This window comes from Nostoc sp., from assembly GCF_036916735.1.
Taxonomy (GTDB): domain Bacteria; phylum Cyanobacteriota; class Cyanobacteriia; order Cyanobacteriales; family Nostocaceae; genus Nostoc.
Window position 1 is genome coordinate 227061 of record NZ_JBALFV010000108.1, and the last position, 20330, is coordinate 247390.

The 20330-nt window shown below is 40.7% G+C and carries 19 protein-coding genes and 2 pseudogenes; 14 read left to right on the forward strand and 7 right to left on the reverse strand.

The genetic code is table 11. From position 1 onward, the window contains the following. Window positions 1–165: 165 nt before the first annotated feature. Together V7L20_RS27350 and V7L20_RS27355 are read right to left on the reverse strand one after the other, a co-directional pair. Window positions 166–540: a hypothetical protein gene (locus tag V7L20_RS27350; protein ID WP_334747083.1), complete on the reverse strand. Its 375-nt coding sequence runs from the start codon at window positions 538–540 to the stop codon at window positions 166–168. Between the two features lie 578 nt (window positions 541–1118). Further along, complete coding sequence (locus tag V7L20_RS27355) at window positions 1119–2063, reverse strand: leucine-rich repeat domain-containing protein (protein ID WP_334747084.1); 945 nt, start codon at window positions 2061–2063, stop codon at window positions 1119–1121. Between the two features lie 324 nt (window positions 2064–2387). On the opposite strand from V7L20_RS27355, the gene V7L20_RS27360 reads away from it, so the two are divergent. The 5 genes from V7L20_RS27360 to V7L20_RS27380 all read left to right on the forward strand — a co-directional run bounded on the left by V7L20_RS27360 (window position 2388) and on the right by V7L20_RS27380 (window position 7945). Beyond that, window positions 2388–3458, forward strand: a complete 1071-nt coding sequence (locus V7L20_RS27360; RefSeq protein ID WP_334747085.1) for an aldo/keto reductase — start codon at window positions 2388–2390, stop codon at window positions 3456–3458. A 302-nt stretch (window positions 3459–3760) separates the two neighbouring features. Further along, window positions 3761–4480 carry a DUF4142 domain-containing protein gene (locus V7L20_RS27365; RefSeq protein WP_334747086.1) on the forward strand — a complete coding sequence of 240 codons (720 nt, stop codon included), beginning with the start codon at window positions 3761–3763 and terminating at the stop codon, window positions 4478–4480. Between the two features lie 83 nt (window positions 4481–4563). Continuing rightward, a complete protein-coding gene (locus tag V7L20_RS27370) occupies window positions 4564–4773 on the forward strand; it encodes a hypothetical protein (protein WP_334747087.1) in 210 nt (69 codons plus the stop codon). Between the two features lie 102 nt (window positions 4774–4875). Further along, a complete protein-coding gene (locus V7L20_RS27375) occupies window positions 4876–6192 on the forward strand; it encodes a Gfo/Idh/MocA family protein (RefSeq protein ID WP_334747088.1) in 1317 nt (438 codons plus the stop codon). A gap of 181 nt (window positions 6193–6373) precedes the next feature. Beyond that, a complete protein-coding gene (locus tag V7L20_RS27380) occupies window positions 6374–7945 on the forward strand; it encodes an MFS transporter (RefSeq protein WP_334747089.1) in 1572 nt (523 codons plus the stop codon). Between the two features lie 205 nt (window positions 7946–8150). On the opposite strand, the gene V7L20_RS27385 is transcribed toward V7L20_RS27380, so the two are convergent. Continuing rightward, complete coding sequence (locus V7L20_RS27385) at window positions 8151–8768, reverse strand: flavin reductase family protein (protein WP_334747090.1); 618 nt, start codon at window positions 8766–8768, stop codon at window positions 8151–8153. Between the two features lie 512 nt (window positions 8769–9280). Here V7L20_RS27385 and V7L20_RS27390 point away from each other — a divergent pair. Together V7L20_RS27390 and V7L20_RS27395 are read left to right on the forward strand one after the other, a co-directional pair. Beyond that, window positions 9281–10438: an XdhC family protein gene (locus V7L20_RS27390; protein ID WP_334747091.1), complete on the forward strand. Its 1158-nt coding sequence runs from the start codon at window positions 9281–9283 to the stop codon at window positions 10436–10438. 12 nt (window positions 10439–10450) lie between these two features. Continuing rightward, window positions 10451–11089, forward strand: a complete 639-nt coding sequence (locus V7L20_RS27395; RefSeq protein WP_334747092.1) for a nucleotidyltransferase family protein — start codon at window positions 10451–10453, stop codon at window positions 11087–11089. A gap of 278 nt (window positions 11090–11367) precedes the next feature. Here the strand turns inward: V7L20_RS27395 and V7L20_RS27400 are convergent, their stop codons facing one another. From V7L20_RS27400 to V7L20_RS27410, 3 genes are all read right to left on the reverse strand, one after another. Beyond that, entirely contained in the window at window positions 11368–11925 is a 558-nt protein-coding gene (locus V7L20_RS27400; RefSeq protein WP_334747093.1) for a peroxiredoxin, read from the reverse strand. A gap of 57 nt (window positions 11926–11982) precedes the next feature. Further along, window positions 11983–12225: a regulatory protein SipA gene (gene sipA / locus V7L20_RS27405; protein WP_100900296.1), complete on the reverse strand. Its 243-nt coding sequence runs from the start codon at window positions 12223–12225 to the stop codon at window positions 11983–11985. 262 nt (window positions 12226–12487) lie between these two features. After that, a complete protein-coding gene (locus V7L20_RS27410) occupies window positions 12488–13000 on the reverse strand; it encodes a Spy/CpxP family protein refolding chaperone (RefSeq protein ID WP_334747094.1) in 513 nt (170 codons plus the stop codon). Between the two features lie 362 nt (window positions 13001–13362). Between V7L20_RS27410 and V7L20_RS27415 the strand changes: the two genes are divergently transcribed. The 4 genes from V7L20_RS27415 (at window position 13363) to V7L20_RS27430 (ending at window position 16928) form a co-directional block, all read left to right on the forward strand. Further along, entirely contained in the window at window positions 13363–14628 is a 1266-nt protein-coding gene (locus V7L20_RS27415) for a sensor histidine kinase (protein ID WP_334747095.1), read from the forward strand. After that, window positions 14628–15290 (forward strand): response regulator transcription factor, encoded by a 663-nt coding sequence (locus tag V7L20_RS27420; RefSeq protein WP_334747096.1) that lies wholly within the window; start codon window positions 14628–14630, stop codon window positions 15288–15290. The genes V7L20_RS27415 and V7L20_RS27420 overlap by 1 nt, the downstream gene beginning before the upstream one ends. A 698-nt stretch (window positions 15291–15988) precedes the next feature. Then, on the forward strand, window positions 15989–16456 hold the full coding sequence (locus V7L20_RS27425) for a hydrocarbon-binding protein (protein WP_334747097.1): 468 nt from the start codon (window positions 15989–15991) through the stop codon (window positions 16454–16456). Between the two features lie 100 nt (window positions 16457–16556). Then, on the forward strand, window positions 16557–16928 hold the full coding sequence (locus V7L20_RS27430; protein ID WP_334747098.1) for a roadblock/LC7 domain-containing protein: 372 nt from the start codon (window positions 16557–16559) through the stop codon (window positions 16926–16928). A gap of 492 nt (window positions 16929–17420) precedes the next feature. On the opposite strand, the pseudogene V7L20_RS27435 reads toward V7L20_RS27430, so the two are convergent. Further along, window positions 17421–17844, reverse strand: a pseudogene (locus tag V7L20_RS27435) (nucleoside deaminase). 88 nt (window positions 17845–17932) lie between these two features. Here V7L20_RS27435 and V7L20_RS27440 point away from each other — a divergent pair. From V7L20_RS27440 to fghA, 3 genes and pseudogenes are all read left to right on the forward strand, one after another. After that, a complete protein-coding gene (locus V7L20_RS27440) occupies window positions 17933–18724 on the forward strand; it encodes an ion transporter (RefSeq protein WP_334747099.1) in 792 nt (263 codons plus the stop codon). A 174-nt stretch (window positions 18725–18898) separates the two neighbouring features. Further along, window positions 18899–19147, forward strand: a pseudogene (locus V7L20_RS27445) (multinuclear nonheme iron-dependent oxidase); the annotation flags it as partial. Between the two features lie 66 nt (window positions 19148–19213). Next, the gene (gene fghA / locus V7L20_RS27450) at window positions 19214–20050 is read left to right on the forward strand and encodes an S-formylglutathione hydrolase (protein ID WP_334747100.1); all 837 of its coding nucleotides are present in this window, start codon (window positions 19214–19216) and stop codon (window positions 20048–20050) included. Window positions 20051–20330: the final 280 nt, after the last annotated feature.

The following is a 20330-nucleotide window of genomic DNA, read 5'->3' on the forward strand; positions in this document are numbered from 1 at the left end:
GGCGTTGCAGCACGGATGCAAGCCCCCAGTCCGAAGTTAAAAGATATTTACTAGGGTGGATCTTTAACTTAGCGCGATCGCATCTCTAATAAACTGCAACGCCGAAACGATGAAAACTCAATCATCCGATTAGCGATCGCTAATTCCTAAACTCAATCAAGTTGATTAACTGGCGATCGCAACTGGCTTTTTGCGGGAAGGACGCTTGCGGTCTGATTTTTTCTTCAGTCCCACCGCTTGAGCTTGATCGCTGTCTGAACCATATTGCCCACGCACAACTTCTTTCATCGCTAATACAGCATTATGAAATTCCCACTCTGCTAATCGGGCAGCATCAGAAGCAGCACGGTATAAAGCTTGTTTCTCAGTTTCGGTTTGTTGAGAAATCAACATTGCCTGATAAACTTCTTGTAACTTTGCAACTGAGGCATCAGCACGAGTTGTGTTGTACGTGCTGACAGTTTGCCAACCGTGGAATGAGTCAATATCTTGACTGATGGTTTGAGGGCGTAAACGGCGTGTTGTATCTTGGATAGTCATAGATGTATACAGTGGTCTAGTGTATATTTAATGTACCCATTACAACAAAAAAACTATCAGTAAAAGAAAGTTTTTAAATCGGGCAAGCTTAAAACAAGGGTAAGCTTTTGCAATGCATTGACTTGCATTGTGAATGCATCGACTTGCATTGTGAATGCATCGACTTGCATTGTGAATGCATCGACTTGCGTTGTGAATACATCGACTTGCATTGCGAATACATCGGCTTGCATTGTGAATGCATCGGCTTGCACTCACATTTGAATCAGTTTTAAACCATCTGACTTTTTTACGTTATATGGAAAAGTCCATCAAAAACCTAACCCCCTAACCCCCTTCCCGATGCAGGAAAAGGGAAATTCAAAGTCTCTCTCCTAAAAAGAGAGAGATTTAAAGAGAGGTTTTCCAGATGCAGTGAAAAGTCAGTTTAAACCACCAAGAGCATTAAAATTTATAGCACTCCAAAGCTGAAGTGTTACGCACAATCCTATTTGGTGTTTTACCCAGCCAGTTTTGCGCTTTGGGCAAGAACTATTCAGCGACATTCTAATTCGTTCAAGGGGCGTTTCGCAACATATCTAAACAGGTTTAAGATGGGCGAAAATTACCTGGGGTTCTCCGTCTTGCCATTCATACTTACCCCAGCCTTTACGAATAATTTCAGGCGACAGATTTTGAATGGGGTTATTTTTTAGGACAAGCGTTGTGAGATGGGTGAGTTGTGTGATCGCATCCGGCACAATTGCGATTTGGTTGTTATTGAGGTCAAGCCTTGTAAGATGAGTAAGTTGTGCAATTGCATCCGGCACAACAGCGATTTGGTTGTTACTGAGGTCGAGTCTTGTGAGATGAATGAGTTGTGAGATCATGTCCGGCACAACTGCTATTTGATTATAAGAGAGGACAAGCTCTGTGAGATTAGTGAGTTGTGTGATCGCATCTGGCACAACGGCGAATTGGTTGCCAGAGAGGTAAAGCCTTGTGAGATTAGTGAGTTGTGCGATCGCGTCCGGCATAAAGGCAATTTGGTTGCTAGAGAGGTGGAGCTTTGTGAGATTAGTGAGCTGTGCAATCGCATCCGGCACAACGGCGATTTGGTTAGCATAGAGGACAAGCTCTGTGAGATTGGTGAGTTGTGCAATTGCATCCGGTACAACGGCGATTTGGTTTTCAAAGAGGCGAAGCGTCGTAAGATTAGTGAGTTGTGCAATTGCATCCGGTACAACGGCGATTTGGTTGTCAGAGAGGGAAAGCCTTGTGAGATTAGTGAGTTGTGCGATCGCATCCGGCACAATTTCGATATCGCAACTATCGACACGAAGCGTTGTGAGATTAGTGAGTTGTGTGATTGCCTCTGGAATCAATCGAATTGGGTTGAAAGAGAGGTCAAGCGTTTCTAATTGGGTCAACCGCCCAATCTCTGGTGGGACTTCTGCAAGTTCCTTCCCCAATAGGTCAAGCGCTTTCCAGTTTTCGGTGTAGGCGCGATCAATAAGAGCAGTGTGCTTTTGGGAATCACTCATGGATCGAACTTCTAAATAATGCTGACAAGAAAATCCATTCATATACTACTAAGAGTAACGATATACTTTGCCTAGTCCTTGATCAAGTACTCTTTTTGTCTTGGCGACTATGATAAGTTCCTTGCAGCACGCTGAAGACACGGGCAACATACTAACGACGCATTTTTTAGAGAGATGCAAGTCAATGCATTCATAATGCCAGGACTTACATTGTGAATACATCTTGGGGAATATGTTTCAAAACACACTTTAGTTAGAGTTTCTGCGCCAGATTGCCGTGATACTATACGGCTCTATTCCTATTTTTGCTTGTAGGAGAAAATTATGGAAATCAGTAGACGCAGCTTGTTAAAAACTGCTTCTGCTTCGGGATTAGTTGCAGCAGGACTTGCGGTTTCAGAAGGATTTTTGCAACCGCTCCTCGCTCAAACAAAACCCGTTGATGAAAATACTCAACTGCTAGCCCAAAAATCATCCGCTTCAACTCGACGTGGCGAGATGTTATATCGTACCCTTGGACGCACCAAAGAACAAGTATCTGTGATTGGCTTGGGGGGATATCACATTGGAAAAATTGAAGAAGAGCAAGAAAGTATCAAGTTAATCCGTAGTGCCATTGATCGTGGCATTAACTTTATGGATAACTCTTGGGACTATAACAACGGACGTAGCCACCGTTGGATGGGAAATGCTCTTAAAAATGGTTATCGTCAAAAGGTCTTCTTAATGACGAAAATCGATGGTCGCACCAAAGCTGCTGCCCAAATGCAGATTGATGAATCGCTCAAAGATTTGCAGGTCGATCACATTGACTTAGTGCAGCATCATGAAATACTGCGCTTTGAAGACCCTGATCGCGTCTTTGCTCCTGGCGGCTCAATGGAGGCAGTCGTTGAGGCGCAGAAAGCGGGCAAAATTCGCTATATTGGTTTTACAGGACATAAGAATCCCCTGATTCATCTCCAGATGCTGGAAACTGCTGCACAAAATGGTTTCCGCTTCGACACTGTGCAGATGCCATTAAATGTTATGGATGCCCATTTCAGAAGTTTTGAAAATCAGGTTCTACCTGTGTTGGTAAAAAACAACATTGGTGTGCTGGGAATGAAATCAATTGGAGAGTCCTACATTCTTAGAAGCAACACGGTTAGTGCGATTGAGTGTCTGCACTACGCAATGAATTTGCCTACCTCAGTCGTAATTACGGGCATCGATAGCATGAGAATTTTAGACCAAGCCTTTGAGGCAGTCCGCACGTTTGAGCCAATGGATCGGGCACGAGTGGCAGCACTGTTAGCGCGTACCCGTGAAGCAGCAGCTAAAGGGCAATACGAACGATATAAGACCACAACCCAAAATGATAGTACAGCCATGAATCCAGCTTGGCTGGGGTAAATATTAATACTATTAACTGTTTTATTTACGTCAACAGTGATGGCAATTTTGCAGGTGTAAGTTATACACATCCTCTCAAAAGAAATTCTTGTGTCACTTAACTCAATGCATTTTCAAAAAAGCCAGTGGATTCACTTCTATATAAGTGTTTATTGCTGTTGAGTCTATCGACTGGAAGATGTATTTATCCTCAAAGCCTTAATGTCACTGTACGACTGGCTTTGCCATTACCCTTTTGATAATCACACTCATTTCTAATTCTGCGTTACCAGATACAGTTTTATCCAAGGAGAACATTGATTATGTCTAACTTTAAAATTTTCTCTAGTGGTCTAGTGGCGATCGCCTTATCTTTGGCAAGTGGTTGCACACCAACTACTCCTCATGACCAAACTACATCGGAAGTTCCATCTGCTCAATCTGTGCGAACGACAGAAACTCCATCTGCAACTATATCCCCAACTGCATCACCAACTACATCACCAACTACATCACCAACTACATCACCAACTGCATCACCAACTACATCATCAAATACATCAGGGCAAAATAGCCTCAGTTCTTCAGACAGAGAGTTTATGACTAAAGCTGCTCAAGGTGGTTTAACAGAAGTCCAACTAGGAGAACTAGCATCAAAACGCGGAACTAGCAAAGCGGTAAAACGGTATGGACAGCGCATGGTTAAAGATCACACCCCGGTGAACAATCAACTTAAACAGTTGGCGGCTAAAAAAGGTGTAACGCTGCCAACTAGTCTCGACACGACAAATCAGCAAGTCAAGCAAAGTTTATCCGAACTTTCTGGTGCTGCCTTTAACCGCGAATATTTGAATCAGATGCTTAAAGATCATCAAAATGATGTCTCCGCCTTTCAAACTGAAGCTCAACAGGGACAAGATCCAGATGTGAAAGCATTTGCGGCTCAAACGCTACCAACCATCCAAAAACACCTGCAACAGGTTAGTTACCTTATTAATCATGCAAGTTCAACTGGCACCACAACTCCAACCAGTACCCCGTAAGGTAATACAATTTAGTTGAGTATTTCTTTGTTCTGTTTGCAAATTCAACCAATAGCGCTACCTCTCCTTTAAATCCTTCTGATGTGTTCGTTGCAAATAAGCAAACTTCGCGTAGTGTTTTAATTGCAGGGAACGCATTAGGATTGTCAGCCGACGCATTAGGATTGTCAACCGATGCATTGGCATTGTTTGCCGATGCATTAGCATTGTTTGCCGACGCATTAGGATTGTCAACCGATACATTGGCATTGTCAGCCAATGCATTAGCATTGCAGAGTATTGCCTTTATTTAATTCGCTACAACAAATTAATCAAATGCTGTACTAAGTCCAAAATTTCATCATTAAGGAACCACAATATCTAAATTGTTTAAAGGATAATTTTAAAAAACTACGATGGCTAAATTGTTTAAAGGAAAATTTTCTCGTCGTCAGATTATGACTACTGCTGGGTTAGGAGCCATTTCAGCTACTGCAATTGGTAGTATGAGTGAACAGGTTGCTGCCCAGCAGCCGACTCAGGAAGCCACCCCACATGGAGGAACTCTGCCGCCTCAAATTCAGTTTCCGCCCATCTCGGAAAAGACTGAAGTTGAGACAGGGGGGCCACCGACTGCATTGTCCCCAGAGCGACGCTTGGGATTTGCGATCGTTGGACTTGGAAGACTGGCATTAGAAGAAATCATGCCTGCGTTTGCAGAATGTAAACTAGCAAAGCCAACTGCATTAGTTAGTGGCGATGCTGCTAAAGCCAATCAAGTTGCCCAGCAGTATGGTATCAAATCGCAGAACGTTTACAATTATCAGAATTACGATAATCTCCGTAACAATCCAGACGTTGATGTAATTTACATCGTACTGCCCAACAGTATGCACCGAGAATATACGGTGCGTGGTGCTAAAGCCGGAAAGCACATTCTGTGTGAGAAGCCGATGGCAACCACAGTTGAAGATGCTCAACAGATGATCGATGCGTGCAAACAAGCCAATCGCAAGCTGATGATTGCTTATCGCTGCCAATATGAGCCGCACCATCGCGCCATGATTCAGATAATCCGCAGCAAAGAATTAGGAACTGTAAAGGTGATTCAGGCAGATAACGGCCAAAACCAAGGAGGTGACTTAAATCAGTGGCGGTTGAAACGTGCCTTAGCTGGAGGTGGCTCTTTACCAGATGTGGGAGTTTATTGCTTGAATGCAACTCGCTATTTGACTGGAGAAGAACCCATCGCAATTAGCGCCCAAATCTTCAGCACTCCTGGCGATCCGCGCTTTAAAGAAGTAGAAGAAAGTGTTACCTTCCAATTGCGGTTTCCCAGTGGGATACTAGGAATTTGCTCCACCAGCTACGGCTTTCACGAAGCGCGGCGGTTTCGCGTCTTCGGCTCTGATGCCTGGGGACAACTCGATCCGGCGTTCTCCTACAACGGTTTGCGGATGATGATTTCGCGCAAATCACCAACGAACAGCATGGCAGAAAACATTAGTGAAGTGCGAATAGGTGAGAAGAACCAGTTCGCTTTAGAAATTGATCACATGGCGGATTGTGTGATTCAAAATAAGCAACCCCATACCCCTGGTGAAGAAGGTTTGCAAGACCAAAAACTGATCGCGTTGATTTACGAAGCAGCACAAACAGGCAAGACAATTACCTTACCTCGTGTGTCAGGATTGGATACCACTCGTGGCCCCGCTCCTCGAATGCTGAAGTAATATGTGCATAGCGCAGTTATGACCAAATAATTACTAATTCGTAATTCGTAATTCGTAATTTGTAATTACTTGGTGTCATAGCCCCCGCCAAATCAGAGATTTTGGTGGTTTAAAATCAGTGGAAGGTATAATCCTGAACTGATTGCAACTACGAATTACGAATTATCAATTACGAATTACTTTGACAACCTCTGCTTGGAGTCCGCTCCGTAAATCTTTGTTTCGCGATCGCTGGATTGCCTCAATTGTCTCCAACATTGGCGGTTGGATGGAGGACACAGCGGGAGCTTGGTTAATGACTTCTCTCACCACCTCTCCTTTGTTGGTGGCACTGATGCAAACAGCCGCAACTTTGCCAGTGCTGCTGTTAGGATTACCAGCCGGAGCAACGGCAGATATTTTTGATCGCCGTCGGTTACTGCTGTTTTGGCAAGTCTGGATGCTGGTTGCTGCCCTCATATTGAGTGGATTGATTTTTGCAGGTACGATTACACCGTGGTCACTGTTGGCGTTGACGTTTTTGCTCAATTTGGGAGCGGCAATGAATGGCCCAGCTTGGCAGGCAATTGTACCAGAATTAGTACCGCGATCGGAACTCATGGCAGCGATCGCTTTAAATAGTGCTGGGTTTAACATTGCCCGAGCAGTTGGGCCTGCGATCGCAGGTTTTATACTGGTGGCGGCAAATGCGGGAGTCGTCTTTTTAATTAATGCCCTTTCCTTTATCGGAGTGATTTTCATCCTTTATCGTTGGCAGCGCCAACCGCTTTATAAAAGCGCCCTACCCGCAGAGCGAGTATTGGGTTCTATGCGGGCTGGTATTCGCTATGTCCGTTTTTCTCCCGCCCTGCAAGCCGTGTTAATTCGAGCCATTGTTTTAACCAGTTGCACCAGTGCTTTGTTAGCATTGTTGCCTTTGGTAGCACAACAGGATTTGCAACAAGGAGCAGGTGGGTATGGTTTACTACTCGGTTGCTTTGGATTTGGGGCGATTCTTGGTGCAATTTTGATGCCACGAGTGCGTCAACATCTCACAGCCGATGGAGTTGTGATTGCCGGAACTCTGGTGTTTGCGGTTGCGACATTAATTCTGGCATTCATTCACAACGTACCTTTGGTGTTGCTGGCTTTACTGGCAGCTGGAATTGCCTGGACAAGTATGACATCTAGCTTGAATATTACAGTGCAGCTTGCGGTTCCGGCTTGGGTGCAGGCGCGGGCGCTAGGAACTTATCAGATGGTATTTCAAGGAGGTTCAGCAATTGGTAGTATTGTTTGGGGTGCAGCAGCACAACATTGGGGTATGCGGACTGCCTTATTCCTTGCTGCGATCGGCTTAGTAGGGGGAACCTTCACAGCGCGGCGTTATCGCTTACTATCAGGAAAACTGGATTTAGGCCCAGCACTACGGCGGGCGGAACCGCTAGTAGTAATTGAATTACAACCAGAAGAAGGGCCGGTTTTAGTCACACTTGAATATTATATTGACCCAGATCAAGCAAAGGAATTCATTGCGGCAATTAATGCCCTGCGAGTGGTGCGGCTACGAGATGGTGCGATTCGCTGGGGTATCTTTCATGATACAGCAGTACCAAATCGTTATTTAGAGACGTTTATCGCCGAGTCTTGGGTGGATCATTTACGTCAGCATGAACGGTTTACAGTAGAAGATCGAGAGATTCGTGAAAGGGTTTTTGCCTTTCATCAAGGCGATAAACCCCCGGTTATTTCTCACATGATTTATGCTCACTAATCCCAGAAAGCACAACCTTATACCAATTCAAAATTCAAAATTCACACATTCAAAATTAAGAAAGCCAGACAGAACAAAGGTATGTCCCTATGCATCTGTCGCATTCTTTTTTCAAATTGGTATTAGAAAAGACTGAAAATGAGTCAAGGGTGAATTTTATAAGCTACAACAAACCTACGCACAACCCCTGTCAATTAACATCTGATCATACCTTTGGAGTTGTCATCTCAAATAGTTGCCCAATCTTTGTATACTCAGCTGGCCCACCTAAGCGCGTAATCGGCTGCATCCTTACAGTATCAACTAACCCCAAATTTTGGCGGTATAGGTCTTCACGCACATGAAATCTTAACACCCGACCCAATACCATCACATTATTGGTTCCTTCCACTGGAACTATTTGTGTGACTTTACACTCCATTGCCACTGGTGAGTTTTCAATCCGCAACGGTCGGACATCTGTAGCAGGAATAGCTTTTAAGTTTGCTTTTTCAAACTCATTAACTCCATAAGGAAATTCTGTTCCTGTTTGAACCATTGCCTGAGACAGTGTTTCATCCACCACATGACACACAAATTCATCAACTTCATGAATATTGCGTAACGTGTCTTTTTCTTTTGGCTCATGTCTACGATATGCGACTGAGAACATAATAGTTGGTGGAAAACCTGCTACTGCATTGAAAAAGGAATACGGGGCGAGATTGGAAATTCCAGAGGCACTAATTGTAGATACCCAGGCAATTGGGCGAGGAGCAACGATGCTTGTCAATAGATGGTAAGGAGCAGGGTCTTTCATTTCCTGCGGCACAAATGATAACATAAAATTCTGTGTTTTTATAGGGTGATTCAGCTATTAACCACAAAAAATAGTATCGCGGTTGAATTTGTATTTATGCCTGGTTTTTGTTCAAACTAAATTCAGCCTGTAGATAGATATTTTAACTAAATATAATAGACTGTTGATGAAAATAAAGAGTCTCAAATTAAGAATTTTGTATAAGTTTAAAGTAGTTTGCCAAAACTGTAAGTTATAAAAAATCAGTATTTCGTGCTAACTATTATGATATATAAATAATTAAAGTTAGCAACTATCTTGCGGCGCATGATTTCAGTGGTGTTTTCGCTTATCTTGGATAGCAGAACACTGCGATGCCTGCGGCGGTAAACAAGGCAGTTGAATATAAAATATATACTGTAATCTTTGATGGGCAGCAAATCGAAGGAGTGTTTGACATTGGCTGCAATATACAATGGCACAGTCATCACATTGTTTTCATGAAGACTGCCTACTTAAGTTTATAAACTGCTAAAAACAGAAAAATCAGCAATCAAATGAACGAATTACAAGCAATTTTAGAAGGCTTCGAGTCAAGTCAAAAAAATGGTAAAATCACTTTCCTTGCCACTGTAGTCAAAACTCAAGGTTCAACCTATCGCCGACCAGGTGCCAAAATGTTGATGACAAATACAGGTGAGATGATCGGAACAATCAGCGCTGGTTGTTTGGAGAACGACGTATTTGAGCATACTCAACAGCGAATGTCAGACGGCGAACCAATTGTTGTTACTTACGATAACACTGCTTCTGAAGATATTCTTTGGGGCTTTGGTCTGGGATGCAATGGGATAGTGCAAGTTCTCATCGAACGTCTTGAGAGAGAAAACACGCCGAATGCGATCGCTTTTACACAGGAGTGCTTTAATAAAAAACATTTGGGTATTATTGCTACAGTCTTTGCTTTTGAAGGCGCAGTAAAGGTCAAACTTGGGTCGCGCTTACTGCTGTATCCAGATGGTAAAATTATCACTGACATCAAAGAGCCAAATTTAATTCAATCTCTGCTTGCAGATACTCAAGCAGCTTTTGCTAATCAAAAGTCAAGAGTAAATAACTATCAGTTACCTTTAGGTAGTGTAGAAGTTTTCATTGAAGTCATCCAACCACCTACACCTTTAGTAATATTTGGTGCAGGTTATGATGCTGTACCTGTAGCACAGTTTGCTCAATCATTAGGTTGGGACGTTACTGTAGTCGATTGTCGAGCTAATGAGGCAACTAAAGCGCGATTTACTATGCCTTGTGATGTGATTCTTACTCGGCGAGAAATTGTACAAAAACAGATATTTATAGATTCTTATACAATTGCTGTAGTAATGACGCATAATTACCTTGACGATCTAGAAATTTTGAAAATGTTGCTGCCATCTTCTGCACGCTACATAGGGGTTTTAGGTCCAAAGCCGCGTACTGAAAGATTGCTCGAAGATTTACGTTCGCAAGGAATAGTTTATAGTACTGAACAATTAAAAAGATTGCATGGGCCTATTGGGATTGATATCGGAGCAGATACACCTGAAGAAATAGCGATCGCCATTATTGCTGAAATTCAAGCAGTCCTAACAAATCGCAGTGGTAATTTTTTAAGAAATCGCAATCAACCAATTCACCAATCCTATGAAAGCAACTCAAACTTGCTACTTCCCACATAGTTTTTATCTGTTATGGTATTTAACACTGAGCAAATAGACAATGAAAAATCAACTATAGCCATTATGATTCTTGCTGCTGGTGCATCTACTCGGATGGGTACACCTAAACAACTATTGCTTTACCAAGGACGTAGTTTTTTGCAATACATTACAGAAATGGCGATCGCTTCAGTTTGTCAACCTGTGGTAGTAGTACTTGGAGCAAATGCAGAACAGATTTATCCACAACTTAAGCAACTTCCCGTTACAGTAGTTAAGAACTTGGATTGGGCTTGTGGAATGAGTGCTTCAATCAAGATCGGTATTGAATTGTTAAATAATCTTCCTCAAAAAATAGAAGCAGTAGTTATTACACTTTGCGACCAGCCATTTGTTTCTCACCAAATTATTAATCAACTTGTTGATGCATATTATTCGACAAAAAAACCGATTATAGCTTGTGAATATGCGGGAACATTAGGTGTACCTGCTCTATTTAGTCAGAAATTTTTTTCAGAACTTGCTGCTCTGAAAGAAACTTCAGGAGCAAAAAGAGTTATTAACAAAAACCTCAATGAAGTGTTTTCTATTCCGTTTCCATTAGGGTATATCGATATTGATACACCAAAGGATTACGAACAATTGATATCAATTGCCAAAGCGCAGAACTAACTTATTCTACTGCTATGATATCCCTGGCTTACCGCCAGTTGAAGAATTCCGAAGACGCTTTGCCAAGGCGTCAGAACAAGACGGTAGGGGATTCAAACCCCTCACTGTCTTACTCAAGAACTTCGTACTGTACTTGAGTCTCAAACTCCTAAATACTAGACCTCTTGCAAGAGTCCTTAACACTCCATCCCCAACCCCTCCCCGATGCTTTGGGGAGGGGAGCGTTTGTAATACGATGCTTCAGGCAAGGAGGCAAATCCCTAACTTAGACTAATCGTTTAAGAAGCTGTGGACTGTAATTTTTCTAATCGTGCCAGCACTTCTGAACTATGAATGTTTGGGTTGACTTTGACAAAAGTCTCGCGCAAAACGCCCTGAGGATCGATGATAAAACTGTGGCGCATAGATAAGAAGCCAAGCCACGAACCGTAAGCTTTACTCACTGAACCATCAGTGTCTGCCAACAGTGGGAATTTTAGTCCCTCTGAATCACAAAATTCGGTGTGAGAATCAACATCATCAGCACTTACGCCAATAATCTGAGCATTTTTTTCAAGGTATTGGGGTAAGTCTTGCTGAAAACGGCGAGCTTCTATAGTACAACCAGAGGTGAAGTCTTTGGGATAAAAGTAGAGGACTAGCCACTTACCACGCAAGTCAGAGAGGGAAATTTTGCCATTACCTGTATTGGTTGGCAAAGTAAACTCTGGTGCGGGTTGATTAATTGCAGGAAGTTTACCACCAAGAGCGTTAGCAGCAGGGGTAAAATTCAGCCAGTTGATCAGAGAAATACAACTGGCAAATAATATGCTTAAAAAAGTGCGGCGGGAAATCATGGTGCAAACCAGAATTACAACTTTACACAAGTTTACAATTATTGGTTGCTGCTAATCTCACTCTAAATGAGATTCGGGTGGGGTATCTGTGCTTTCGATGTATTGGCTATCTAAGAGAAAGGCTCCCCTAGTAAAGCGAATACCCCAATATCCACCGGGCCTGCGGTCAATGACTATACCCTCTTCGCCAATGTGAATTACATCGGGGGGGCGCAGCATGGGCATGGGTTCAGCAGTTTTAACGTAGGGCGGTAGTGCCACAACCCGGACTTTACTACCAATTGCGAATTCTTTAGACATCTTAATCAAACTAGGAGTTTTGAATTAACTCATAACTCATAACTAGCTTGAAAGTCTACTAAATTGGGCATGAGAATAAATAGGGAAAGGGAAAGGGAAAAATTTCATCCCCTTTCCGCATCTTCTGCAAGAAGTCTATTAATTTTTGACTATGGGAAACAATGCCTGGACATCAGTCAAGGGTAAGTGCCAGAGTAATTCTGGTTGCCAAGTATCTGGGTCTAGGTGAGAGTTGATTGAGTATTTTTTGAAATATTGGGAATTATCCGGGATTTCTTTGTTGATGATTTTGACGGAATTGCTCTAATTTTTGGCGTTGTTCTGGGGTGAACACTGCTTGAATCTGTTGTTTTTCAGACTGCCGAATTTGTTTTATTTGGTTTTTCTGTATTTCACTCAGATTTAAGTCAGCAAAATCACCTTTTTTGCGACCATGATACTGTCCTGGTTGTCGTTGACCTTGACCTGTTTGTCCCTGAGCCTTACGCGCTTGCCACTCAGCCCGACGTGCTTGTTTCGCCGCCTCTAACTTGGCTTTTTGTTCAGGGGTCAAAACAGCCTCCATTTTGGTGCGGCTATCGCGGCGAATTGCCTGAATTTGGGTTTTTTGGGCATCTGTTAGACCTAATTCTTTCCAAGGGCCTCTTTCTTTTTGTAGAGTTTGTGCAAGTAACACGGGTGAAGGTGAGGCTGTTTGGGCATCAACAGCAAAAGAGGTTGCAGTTAAAGTTAAGGCGATCGCTCCAGCGACTAGCGATAATGCTTTGAGTTTCATTACTTATCTCGTGGGTTTTTCCTGGTTGGATGCCACTATCATAAAAACTTATCTTTAGTAATCACATGAGGAGAAAGTCATGGTTTTACCCATGACTTTAGTCATGATTGAATTTTGACAAATATGATTGACAATAAATAGTTAGAAGTTAGAAAAAATGAAAAATTTTATTATGATTAATTTATAAATACTTTTTGAGCTAATTACATAATTTTTATACTATCCACTGTACTTACTTTTAATTATTAAGTCCAACGAAAATCTGAAATGGCACAGGCTACCGCTACAATATCCAAAAATCCTAACTCCTAATTCCTAACTTATAAATTCCTAACTCATTCATAACTGGAGCAAAGCGGCTGATGAGTCGTCCAATTCAAATTAAGAAACATCCTTTTTTGTCTCTGCTTTATCTAGAGTGGACATTACTGGCGATCACGGCATTGACAGCCGTTATACCACCTCCGTCACGGCATTTTCGTCCTAAGCCTCCAGAACTATCAATTTGTAGTGCATTTCCAGACTTGTCAGTTTGTAGCATATTGCCAGAGCTATCAGTTTATAGTCTGATAATTTTTGCGGCGATGGGCTTAATATTGCCCAGTAAAAACCAGACAACTAAAGTAATATACACATGTATTGAAATTGTATTGATTTTAATGATTGGGCTTTTTGGGGAGAGATTTGCTCGGTTGTTTCCCTTTCTGTACATAATTTTAGTGACTCGGAGTTGTTTGATTTTTCAGTTAAATGGACGTTTGTTCGTTACAAGTTTGTCATTTGCTTTATTTTTAGTTACTACACAACTAAAATATCAGTTATTCAATTTTCAAGCATCGCCACAGGCACAAGAGCGATATCGATTTTTGATTTTGAATTCGTCACTGGTATTTGGCTTAAGTTTGGTTTTTGTTTTGTTGATGATGAATGCAGTATTGTCTGAACGTCAAAGTCGACAAAAGCTAGCGATCGCTAATGAAAAACTGCGTCAATATGCCATGCAAATTGAAAATCAAGCTACTTTAGAAGAACGTAACCGTATTGCTCGTGAAATCCATGATTCATTAGGACATTCTCTAACTGCTTTAAATCTGCAATTAGAAACCGCTTTAAAACTATGGCAATCTAACCCAGGAAAGGCTGAAACATTTCTAGCCACAGCAAAGGAATTAGGTTCAAAAGCGCTAAAAGATGTCCGCGAATCTGTTTCTACTATGCGTTTAAATCCCTTACAAGAACAATCTTTAGAACGGGCGATCGCTAGTCTTTCAGAAAACTTTCATCGCTCAAATGGGATTTTACCAATTTCTCAAATCAACCTGCAATATCCTCTACCACCTGAAATAAATACCGCTATTTACCGGATTACTCAAGAATCTTTGACAAATATATCTAAATATGCTTATGCCACAGAGGTTAAACTGGAACTCGCTACGACTAAAGGCAATTTGCGATTGATAATTCAAGATAATGGTAAAGGTTTTGATTTAGGGCAAAATACTACAGGTTTTGGACTTCATAGTATGCGTGATCGCACTTTAGCACTTGGAGGTGAGTTTAATATTAATAGCGCTCCTGGTTCTGGTTGCAAAATTACAGTTAATATTCCCTTAACGAGGTTGACATAATGATTAAAGTGCTGCTGGTAGATGACCAAGGTTTAATTCGTCAAGGATTAAGAGCGTTATTAGAATTAGAACCAGATTTAGAGATAGTGGGAGAAGCAGAAAATGGTGAGCAGGCGATTAATTTAGTTGCTGAATTTAAGCCAGATGTAGTATTGCTGGATATCAGAATGCCCATTATGGATGGAGTTGCAGCGACGCGAGAAATTCAAAAACGCTTTGGCAAAACTAAAATTTTAGTGCTGACGACTTTTGATGATAATGAATATGTGTCAACAGCGTTGCAAAATGGAGCAATGGGTTATTTATTGAAAGATACACCTTCAGAAGAATTAGCTGTTGCTATTCGTGCTGTTTATAAAGGATATACTCAATTAGGCCCAGGTATAGTTAAAAAGCTGTTAACTCAATTTTCTAATGGTATACCAACCCAGTCCCCGCCTCTACCGTCTACTTTAGCTGAACTTACTCCTAGAGAAAAAGAGGTTTTGCGGTTAATAGCTACAGGTGCTAGTAACCGAGAAATTGCTCAGGAACTCTACATTTCTGAAGGAACAGTAAAAAATCATGTTACGAATATTTTAAACAGATTAAACTTGCGCGATCGCACTCAAGCTGCGATTTGGGCAAATACGTATTTATTCTATTTAAATGAGCCTAATTAAAATAATTCACAATGGGCAACTCTTGAAGACGCTATTGTGTTAAGCGTTGGCGCAGCCTCTCGTAGAGAAGCTATGCCAAAGGCTTTACGCCTCGCTACGTTCGCAAACTGTATTGTAGAGAAGAGAGCAATTACGTTTTGTGGCAGTGATTTAGATTTAGGCGTTTAATTCGCGCTGCTTGATAGCTGGTTTTTACTTAAACCCCTAAACTTTGTTAAATAATCTTTATCGAAGTAAGGTACATCACAACAAGCTTCTCGCTTCTTTTTAGGGGGTTGTTAAAGGAGTTAAGTACCTACTTAAGCGAGAACCGCTACAACTAATTATTATGAAGTCAGTTATTTTGCCCTAAATGATAACTTTAATATTTTCGTCCAAAATATTCAGCTTGCAACAAGATAACTCCCAAAATCTACTGAGTCAATATTTATAAAAAATAAAAATATCCGTAATCATGCGGTTTAGGATCAATATTTATTTAAGCATAATCAAAGTAATAACGAAACTTATTGATACAAAACTATTTAAAGTTTCACTAATGTCTATAAAGTTAACTATGCAAAGTAAATAATTTTGTAGTAATAACTTTAGTCCTTGGTTTAATAACTCTTCGTGCTTACTAGGCAACAGGCTTTGGTTCGTTGGATGTGCTACTAAGATTTAAAGATTGTTTACCATACTTTATTTATTAAAAAAATATGCCAGATTTATTCCGAAAAGAACTAGGTGATTTTAATAGTGTTAAGTGTTTTAAAGCAGCCATTGTAGGCATGGAAGAAACACTAGGAGAAAAAGCTACAGCCATTGCCCTAACCTCAGCAGGCCGCGCACGGGGTAAAAAACTAGCCGAAGATTTGGGTTTAGTGGAAGCGTCAATTTCCTTAGACGATGCAGCACAAAAATTGGGGCAAGCTTTGGGTAAAGAAGGCACACGGTTGTGCATAATTGAGAAAATTATTACTGATGGTGATGTAATTAAAGTTTACACTAGTGAAACTATATGTTCTTCGGGTGAAGCGCCAAATTCAGAGCGTAAGTGTACATTTACAATGGGTGCGGTTTGGGGAGCTTTGGAGCAAGTACTCGACAAGCGCTTGAGAGGGGTACATACCGAATCGGTGCTTCGGGGTGGCACTCACGACGTATTTGAATTTACTCCTTTGTAGTAACAGATATATTAAGTCAATCAAACATGAATTTTTAATTTAGGATTTAAGAAATCCCAAACTCAGATTTAGCTAAATTAAAATAACAGAGAATACTTCAATGGCAATTAATACAGATAAACTTGGCAGTATTTTACAAAACTTTGTTACTGGTACAATTGGCGTTCAGGGAGCAGCACTTGTTACTCCCGACGGTCTACCTTTGGCGGCTAGCTTACCTGGTGGAATGGACGACGAACGGGTATCGGCAATGTCTGCTTCCATGCTTTCTTTAGGCGAACGTATTGGGATTGAGCTATCTAGAGGTAGTGTTGACCGTATTTATGTTGAAGGTGACAAAGGCTTTAGTATTCTCACTAGCTGCGGCCAAGATGCAGTTTTACTCGTGTTAGCTAGTGAGACTGTTAAGCAAGGATTACTGATGTTAGAAATCAAGCGTCTCCTCACAGAACTAAAGCTGGTTGTGATGTAATTGATAGTTGGGTTAAATTAAACATCAAAGCTAACTAAAACAAAAGGTCTTTTGTAGACAAATACTTAGTACAGCACTTCACAAGTTCGTAGCGTTATTAAATCTCGCATTTTTGCGCCCACTGTACTAGCAGTTTGTCAAGCTAGTTTTGAGGGTTTGTAGTAAGCATTTTAGTGCTTATGAATATGAATTAAATAACATCCAAATATGGTTTTTAACCTCACACCACCTTTGATTTTTGTCAAAGTCTTTCCTCTCCTTAGTAAGGTTAAGGGTGAGGTTTTGTACTTAATTAAATCTGCGTTTATTAGAAAATAAGGACTAAAGTCCTTACTACAAGCTTGCTTACTCATCAATTTAAACTTGACAGACCACTAATATAAATAAAAGTAAAAAAGAATGTCTAGACGTAGCAGTGCTCAGTTGATGCAAGGGTTTTAAATAACGTATATTTCATTTCGGTAAGTGTCTAGGACATTAATATATTTAAGTTCATCTCAATAATTTTAAACATTCGTTTTTTAAAATACCTTTTGTTACTTTGATGTTTCTAAATGACTTAGCGCTCACTTCTTCGCAAGATATATTAATTTGTGATTGATTTACGAGATTAAATCTTGAATTGAAGCACCATATACAATTTATGCTACACCACTCCAAAACAAGCAGTTGCACACATCGGACAAGGTTCGCCAGTTGTATATATGCTATAACTTTCAAAAGAAGGGTTTTTAAGTTTAGCTGTTAAACTACGAAGAACGTTGATTTGAGCATGGGCTGATGGCTCGTTGTCTCTGTTAACAGTGTTCTGAGCTATGGCAACGATTTCGTTATCTTTAACAATCACAGCACCATAAGGCGCATCTCCTTCTTTTGCTTCTGCCAAAGCTAAATGCATAAAATCTTCTGGGTTCATATAAGCTGAGGTTAACATAAAGATAATGATTAATAATATTCTATTTCTAATGCTATAAGTAGGAATTAAGATTAGTTAATGGTCGAATATGTTACTGAGCAGACAAGAAACAGAATTCTACTTAAAAGACCTGGAAACACCAATAGGTAAAGCGATTAATTTAACACTTGCTGCTATGGTGCTAGTATCATCAGGAATTTTTGTGGCAGAAACTTATAATATTCCTGATTCTGTGCGGTTTCAATTGCATTTATTCGATACTGCGATCGTCATCATCTTCGGGGTAGAATATTCACTGCGTCTGTGGAGTGCAGAAAATAAAATTAAGTATATTTTTAGTTTTTATTCGATTATTGACTTAATAGCGATCTTACCATTCTTTCTAGGAATGGTGGATATTAGCTTTATCCGCTTACTGCGATGGTTTCGGATTTTACGATTAATCAGATTGATAGATAGAAAATTTCTATTCGCCACTATTAGCACCGAAGATGGGGTGATTTTTACACGAATATTATTTACATTATTTGCAATTGTTTTTATTTATTCTGGTTTAATTTATCAAGTCGAACATTCGGTTAATCCTCAAAATTACAGTACGTTTTTGGATGCATTCTATTTCTCTGTTGTCACAATGACAACTGTAGGATTTGGCGATGTTATTCCAATTTCTGAATTAGGGCGCTTGCTAACAGTCTTGATGATTTTTACAGGGATTGCCTTGATTCCTTGGCAAGTGGGAGATTTAATTAAGCGAGTTGTGAAAACTGCTAATCAGGTAGAAACAGTTTGTTCAGGTTGTGGTTTGGCTTTCCATGACGTAGAAGCTGGGTTTTGTAAAAGGTGCGGGACTAAGTTACCTAGTCGTAGGGTTGATTGAGAGAGTTAAGTAGTAGCGCTAAGGAAGCATAAGGAACTTCCAACAAAACAAGATCCTATCGGTGTGTAAACAGAGGAACACTTAGCTCTTAGTTGGGGGAGAAAGAAGAATATTATCTGAGTGAATTGGATCGGCTATGATGTCCATGACTTTTTGCAATAATTACCGTGCGATCGCATCGTACAATTACATTTTGTTGGTGGACATTGGCATGATGATGTATTAATTGACAGCAATTCACAATTTACACCAGTAGAAGTATGGCAACTGATAGAGGAAGTTGTTGCCCGTGTTGCAGTTAAAGGAATTATTCTAGAACGATATAAAACTTGCAATGAATCGCCAAGCAACGATTGCAATTTGGTTTCGATTCTTCAAGCAATTGCAATTGCGGCATCTTGTGCAATCACTATAGCATGTTAATTACAAGGTAGTTCACGGTAAAATAATCTTTCTGTGGCGATCGCTCAAGGATTGAAGATACAACCAATGTCTAACCTCAATCTCCTTTACGAATATAAAAGCTTTGGTGGCAAACTCGGCTTTTATAGTCATTCTTCCTCAACCTGTAACGGTGAAATGCGCTTTGCTGTCTATCAACCACCACAAGCAACTAAAAAACCTGTGCCGATTCTCTATTTTCTCTCTGGGTTAAGTTCCACAGAAGAAAATTTTATGGTTAAGGCGGGAGTGCAGCGCTTGGCGGCTGAGTATGGTTTAATATTAGTTGCACCAGATACGAGTCCGCGTAATACTGGCATTGCAGGTGAGGATGATGACTGGGATTTTGGCACAGGTGCGGGCTTTTATGTCGATGCTACAGAAGAACCGTGGTGTAAAAACTATCAAATGTATAGTTATGTCGTTCAGGAATTACCTGCTTTAATCACTGCAAACTTCCCCACGCAACCTGAAAAACAAGGTATTTTCGGTCATTCGATGGGGGGACATGGGGCGCTTGTCTGTGCGATGAGAAACCCAGAACTTTACAAATCAGTATCAGCTTTTGCACCTATCACTGCACCTATACATTGTCCTTGGGGGCAAAAGGCTTTTAGTGGCTATCTTGGCAATAATCAAGAAAGTTGGCGTGCTTATGATGCTAGTGAATTAGTCAAAAAAGTAGGATATCACAGTTCGATTTTAATTGACCAAGGAACTGCTGATAAATTTTTAGCTGAACAATTAATGCCTGAAGTGTTTGAGCAAGCTTGTGCAGATGTTAACCAACCGCTAAACTTGCGTTATCAAGAAGGCTATGACCACAGTTATTATTTTATTGCCAGTTTTATTGAAGATCATATTCGCCATCATGCGTTAGCGTAGCTTACCGTAGGTATCGCTTTATTGATTACAACAGTTTTCATCTATTTAAACCTCACGTTTCTATTTTGATTTTTGAACAAGACTACCAGAAAATACAGTAGGTGTACAAGCATAACAGGAAACAATACTAAGTCAGTATTTTACAAACTACCAAACGGCAGCGATTGTGTTTAAAGGAGCCGATACCCAGTGCTGGAATCCTTTTTGTTTTCTCTGGCGCTGGCGATCATTAGTGAAATGGCGATACATGAGAGATATATAATTGGTTAAACTTTCTTCT

Bases quoted from the DNA above. Each gene is read 5' to 3' on its own strand.
- V7L20_RS27350 (WP_334747083.1), bottom strand. From the start codon at position 540: ATGACTATCCAAGATACAACACGCCGTTTACGCCCTCAAACCATCAGT.
- V7L20_RS27355 (WP_334747084.1), bottom strand. From the start codon at position 2,063: ATGAGTGATTCCCAAAAGCACACTGCTCTTATTGATCGCGCCTACACC.
- V7L20_RS27360 (WP_334747085.1), top strand. From the start codon at position 2,388: ATGGAAATCAGTAGACGCAGCTTGTTAAAAACTGCTTCTGCTTCGGGA.
- V7L20_RS27365 (WP_334747086.1), top strand. From the start codon at position 3,761: ATGTCTAACTTTAAAATTTTCTCTAGTGGTCTAGTGGCGATCGCCTTA.
- V7L20_RS27375 (WP_334747088.1), top strand. From the start codon at position 4,876: ATGGCTAAATTGTTTAAAGGAAAATTTTCTCGTCGTCAGATTATGACT.
- V7L20_RS27385 (WP_334747090.1), bottom strand. From the start codon at position 8,768: ATGTTATCATTTGTGCCGCAGGAAATGAAAGACCCTGCTCCTTACCAT.
- V7L20_RS27390 (WP_334747091.1), top strand. From the start codon at position 9,281: ATGAACGAATTACAAGCAATTTTAGAAGGCTTCGAGTCAAGTCAAAAA.
- V7L20_RS27395 (WP_334747092.1), top strand. From the start codon at position 10,451: ATGGTATTTAACACTGAGCAAATAGACAATGAAAAATCAACTATAGCC.
- V7L20_RS27400 (WP_334747093.1), bottom strand. From the start codon at position 11,925: ATGATTTCCCGCCGCACTTTTTTAAGCATATTATTTGCCAGTTGTATT.
- sipA (WP_100900296.1), bottom strand. From the start codon at position 12,225: ATGTCTAAAGAATTCGCAATTGGTAGTAAAGTCCGGGTTGTGGCACTA.
- V7L20_RS27410 (WP_334747094.1), bottom strand. From the start codon at position 13,000: ATGAAACTCAAAGCATTATCGCTAGTCGCTGGAGCGATCGCCTTAACT.
- V7L20_RS27415 (WP_334747095.1), top strand. From the start codon at position 13,363: ATGAGTCGTCCAATTCAAATTAAGAAACATCCTTTTTTGTCTCTGCTT.
- V7L20_RS27420 (WP_334747096.1), top strand. From the start codon at position 14,628: ATGATTAAAGTGCTGCTGGTAGATGACCAAGGTTTAATTCGTCAAGGA.
- V7L20_RS27425 (WP_334747097.1), top strand. From the start codon at position 15,989: ATGCCAGATTTATTCCGAAAAGAACTAGGTGATTTTAATAGTGTTAAG.
- V7L20_RS27430 (WP_334747098.1), top strand. From the start codon at position 16,557: ATGGCAATTAATACAGATAAACTTGGCAGTATTTTACAAAACTTTGTT.
- V7L20_RS27440 (WP_334747099.1), top strand. From the start codon at position 17,933: ATGTTACTGAGCAGACAAGAAACAGAATTCTACTTAAAAGACCTGGAA.
- fghA (WP_334747100.1), top strand. From the start codon at position 19,214: ATGTCTAACCTCAATCTCCTTTACGAATATAAAAGCTTTGGTGGCAAA.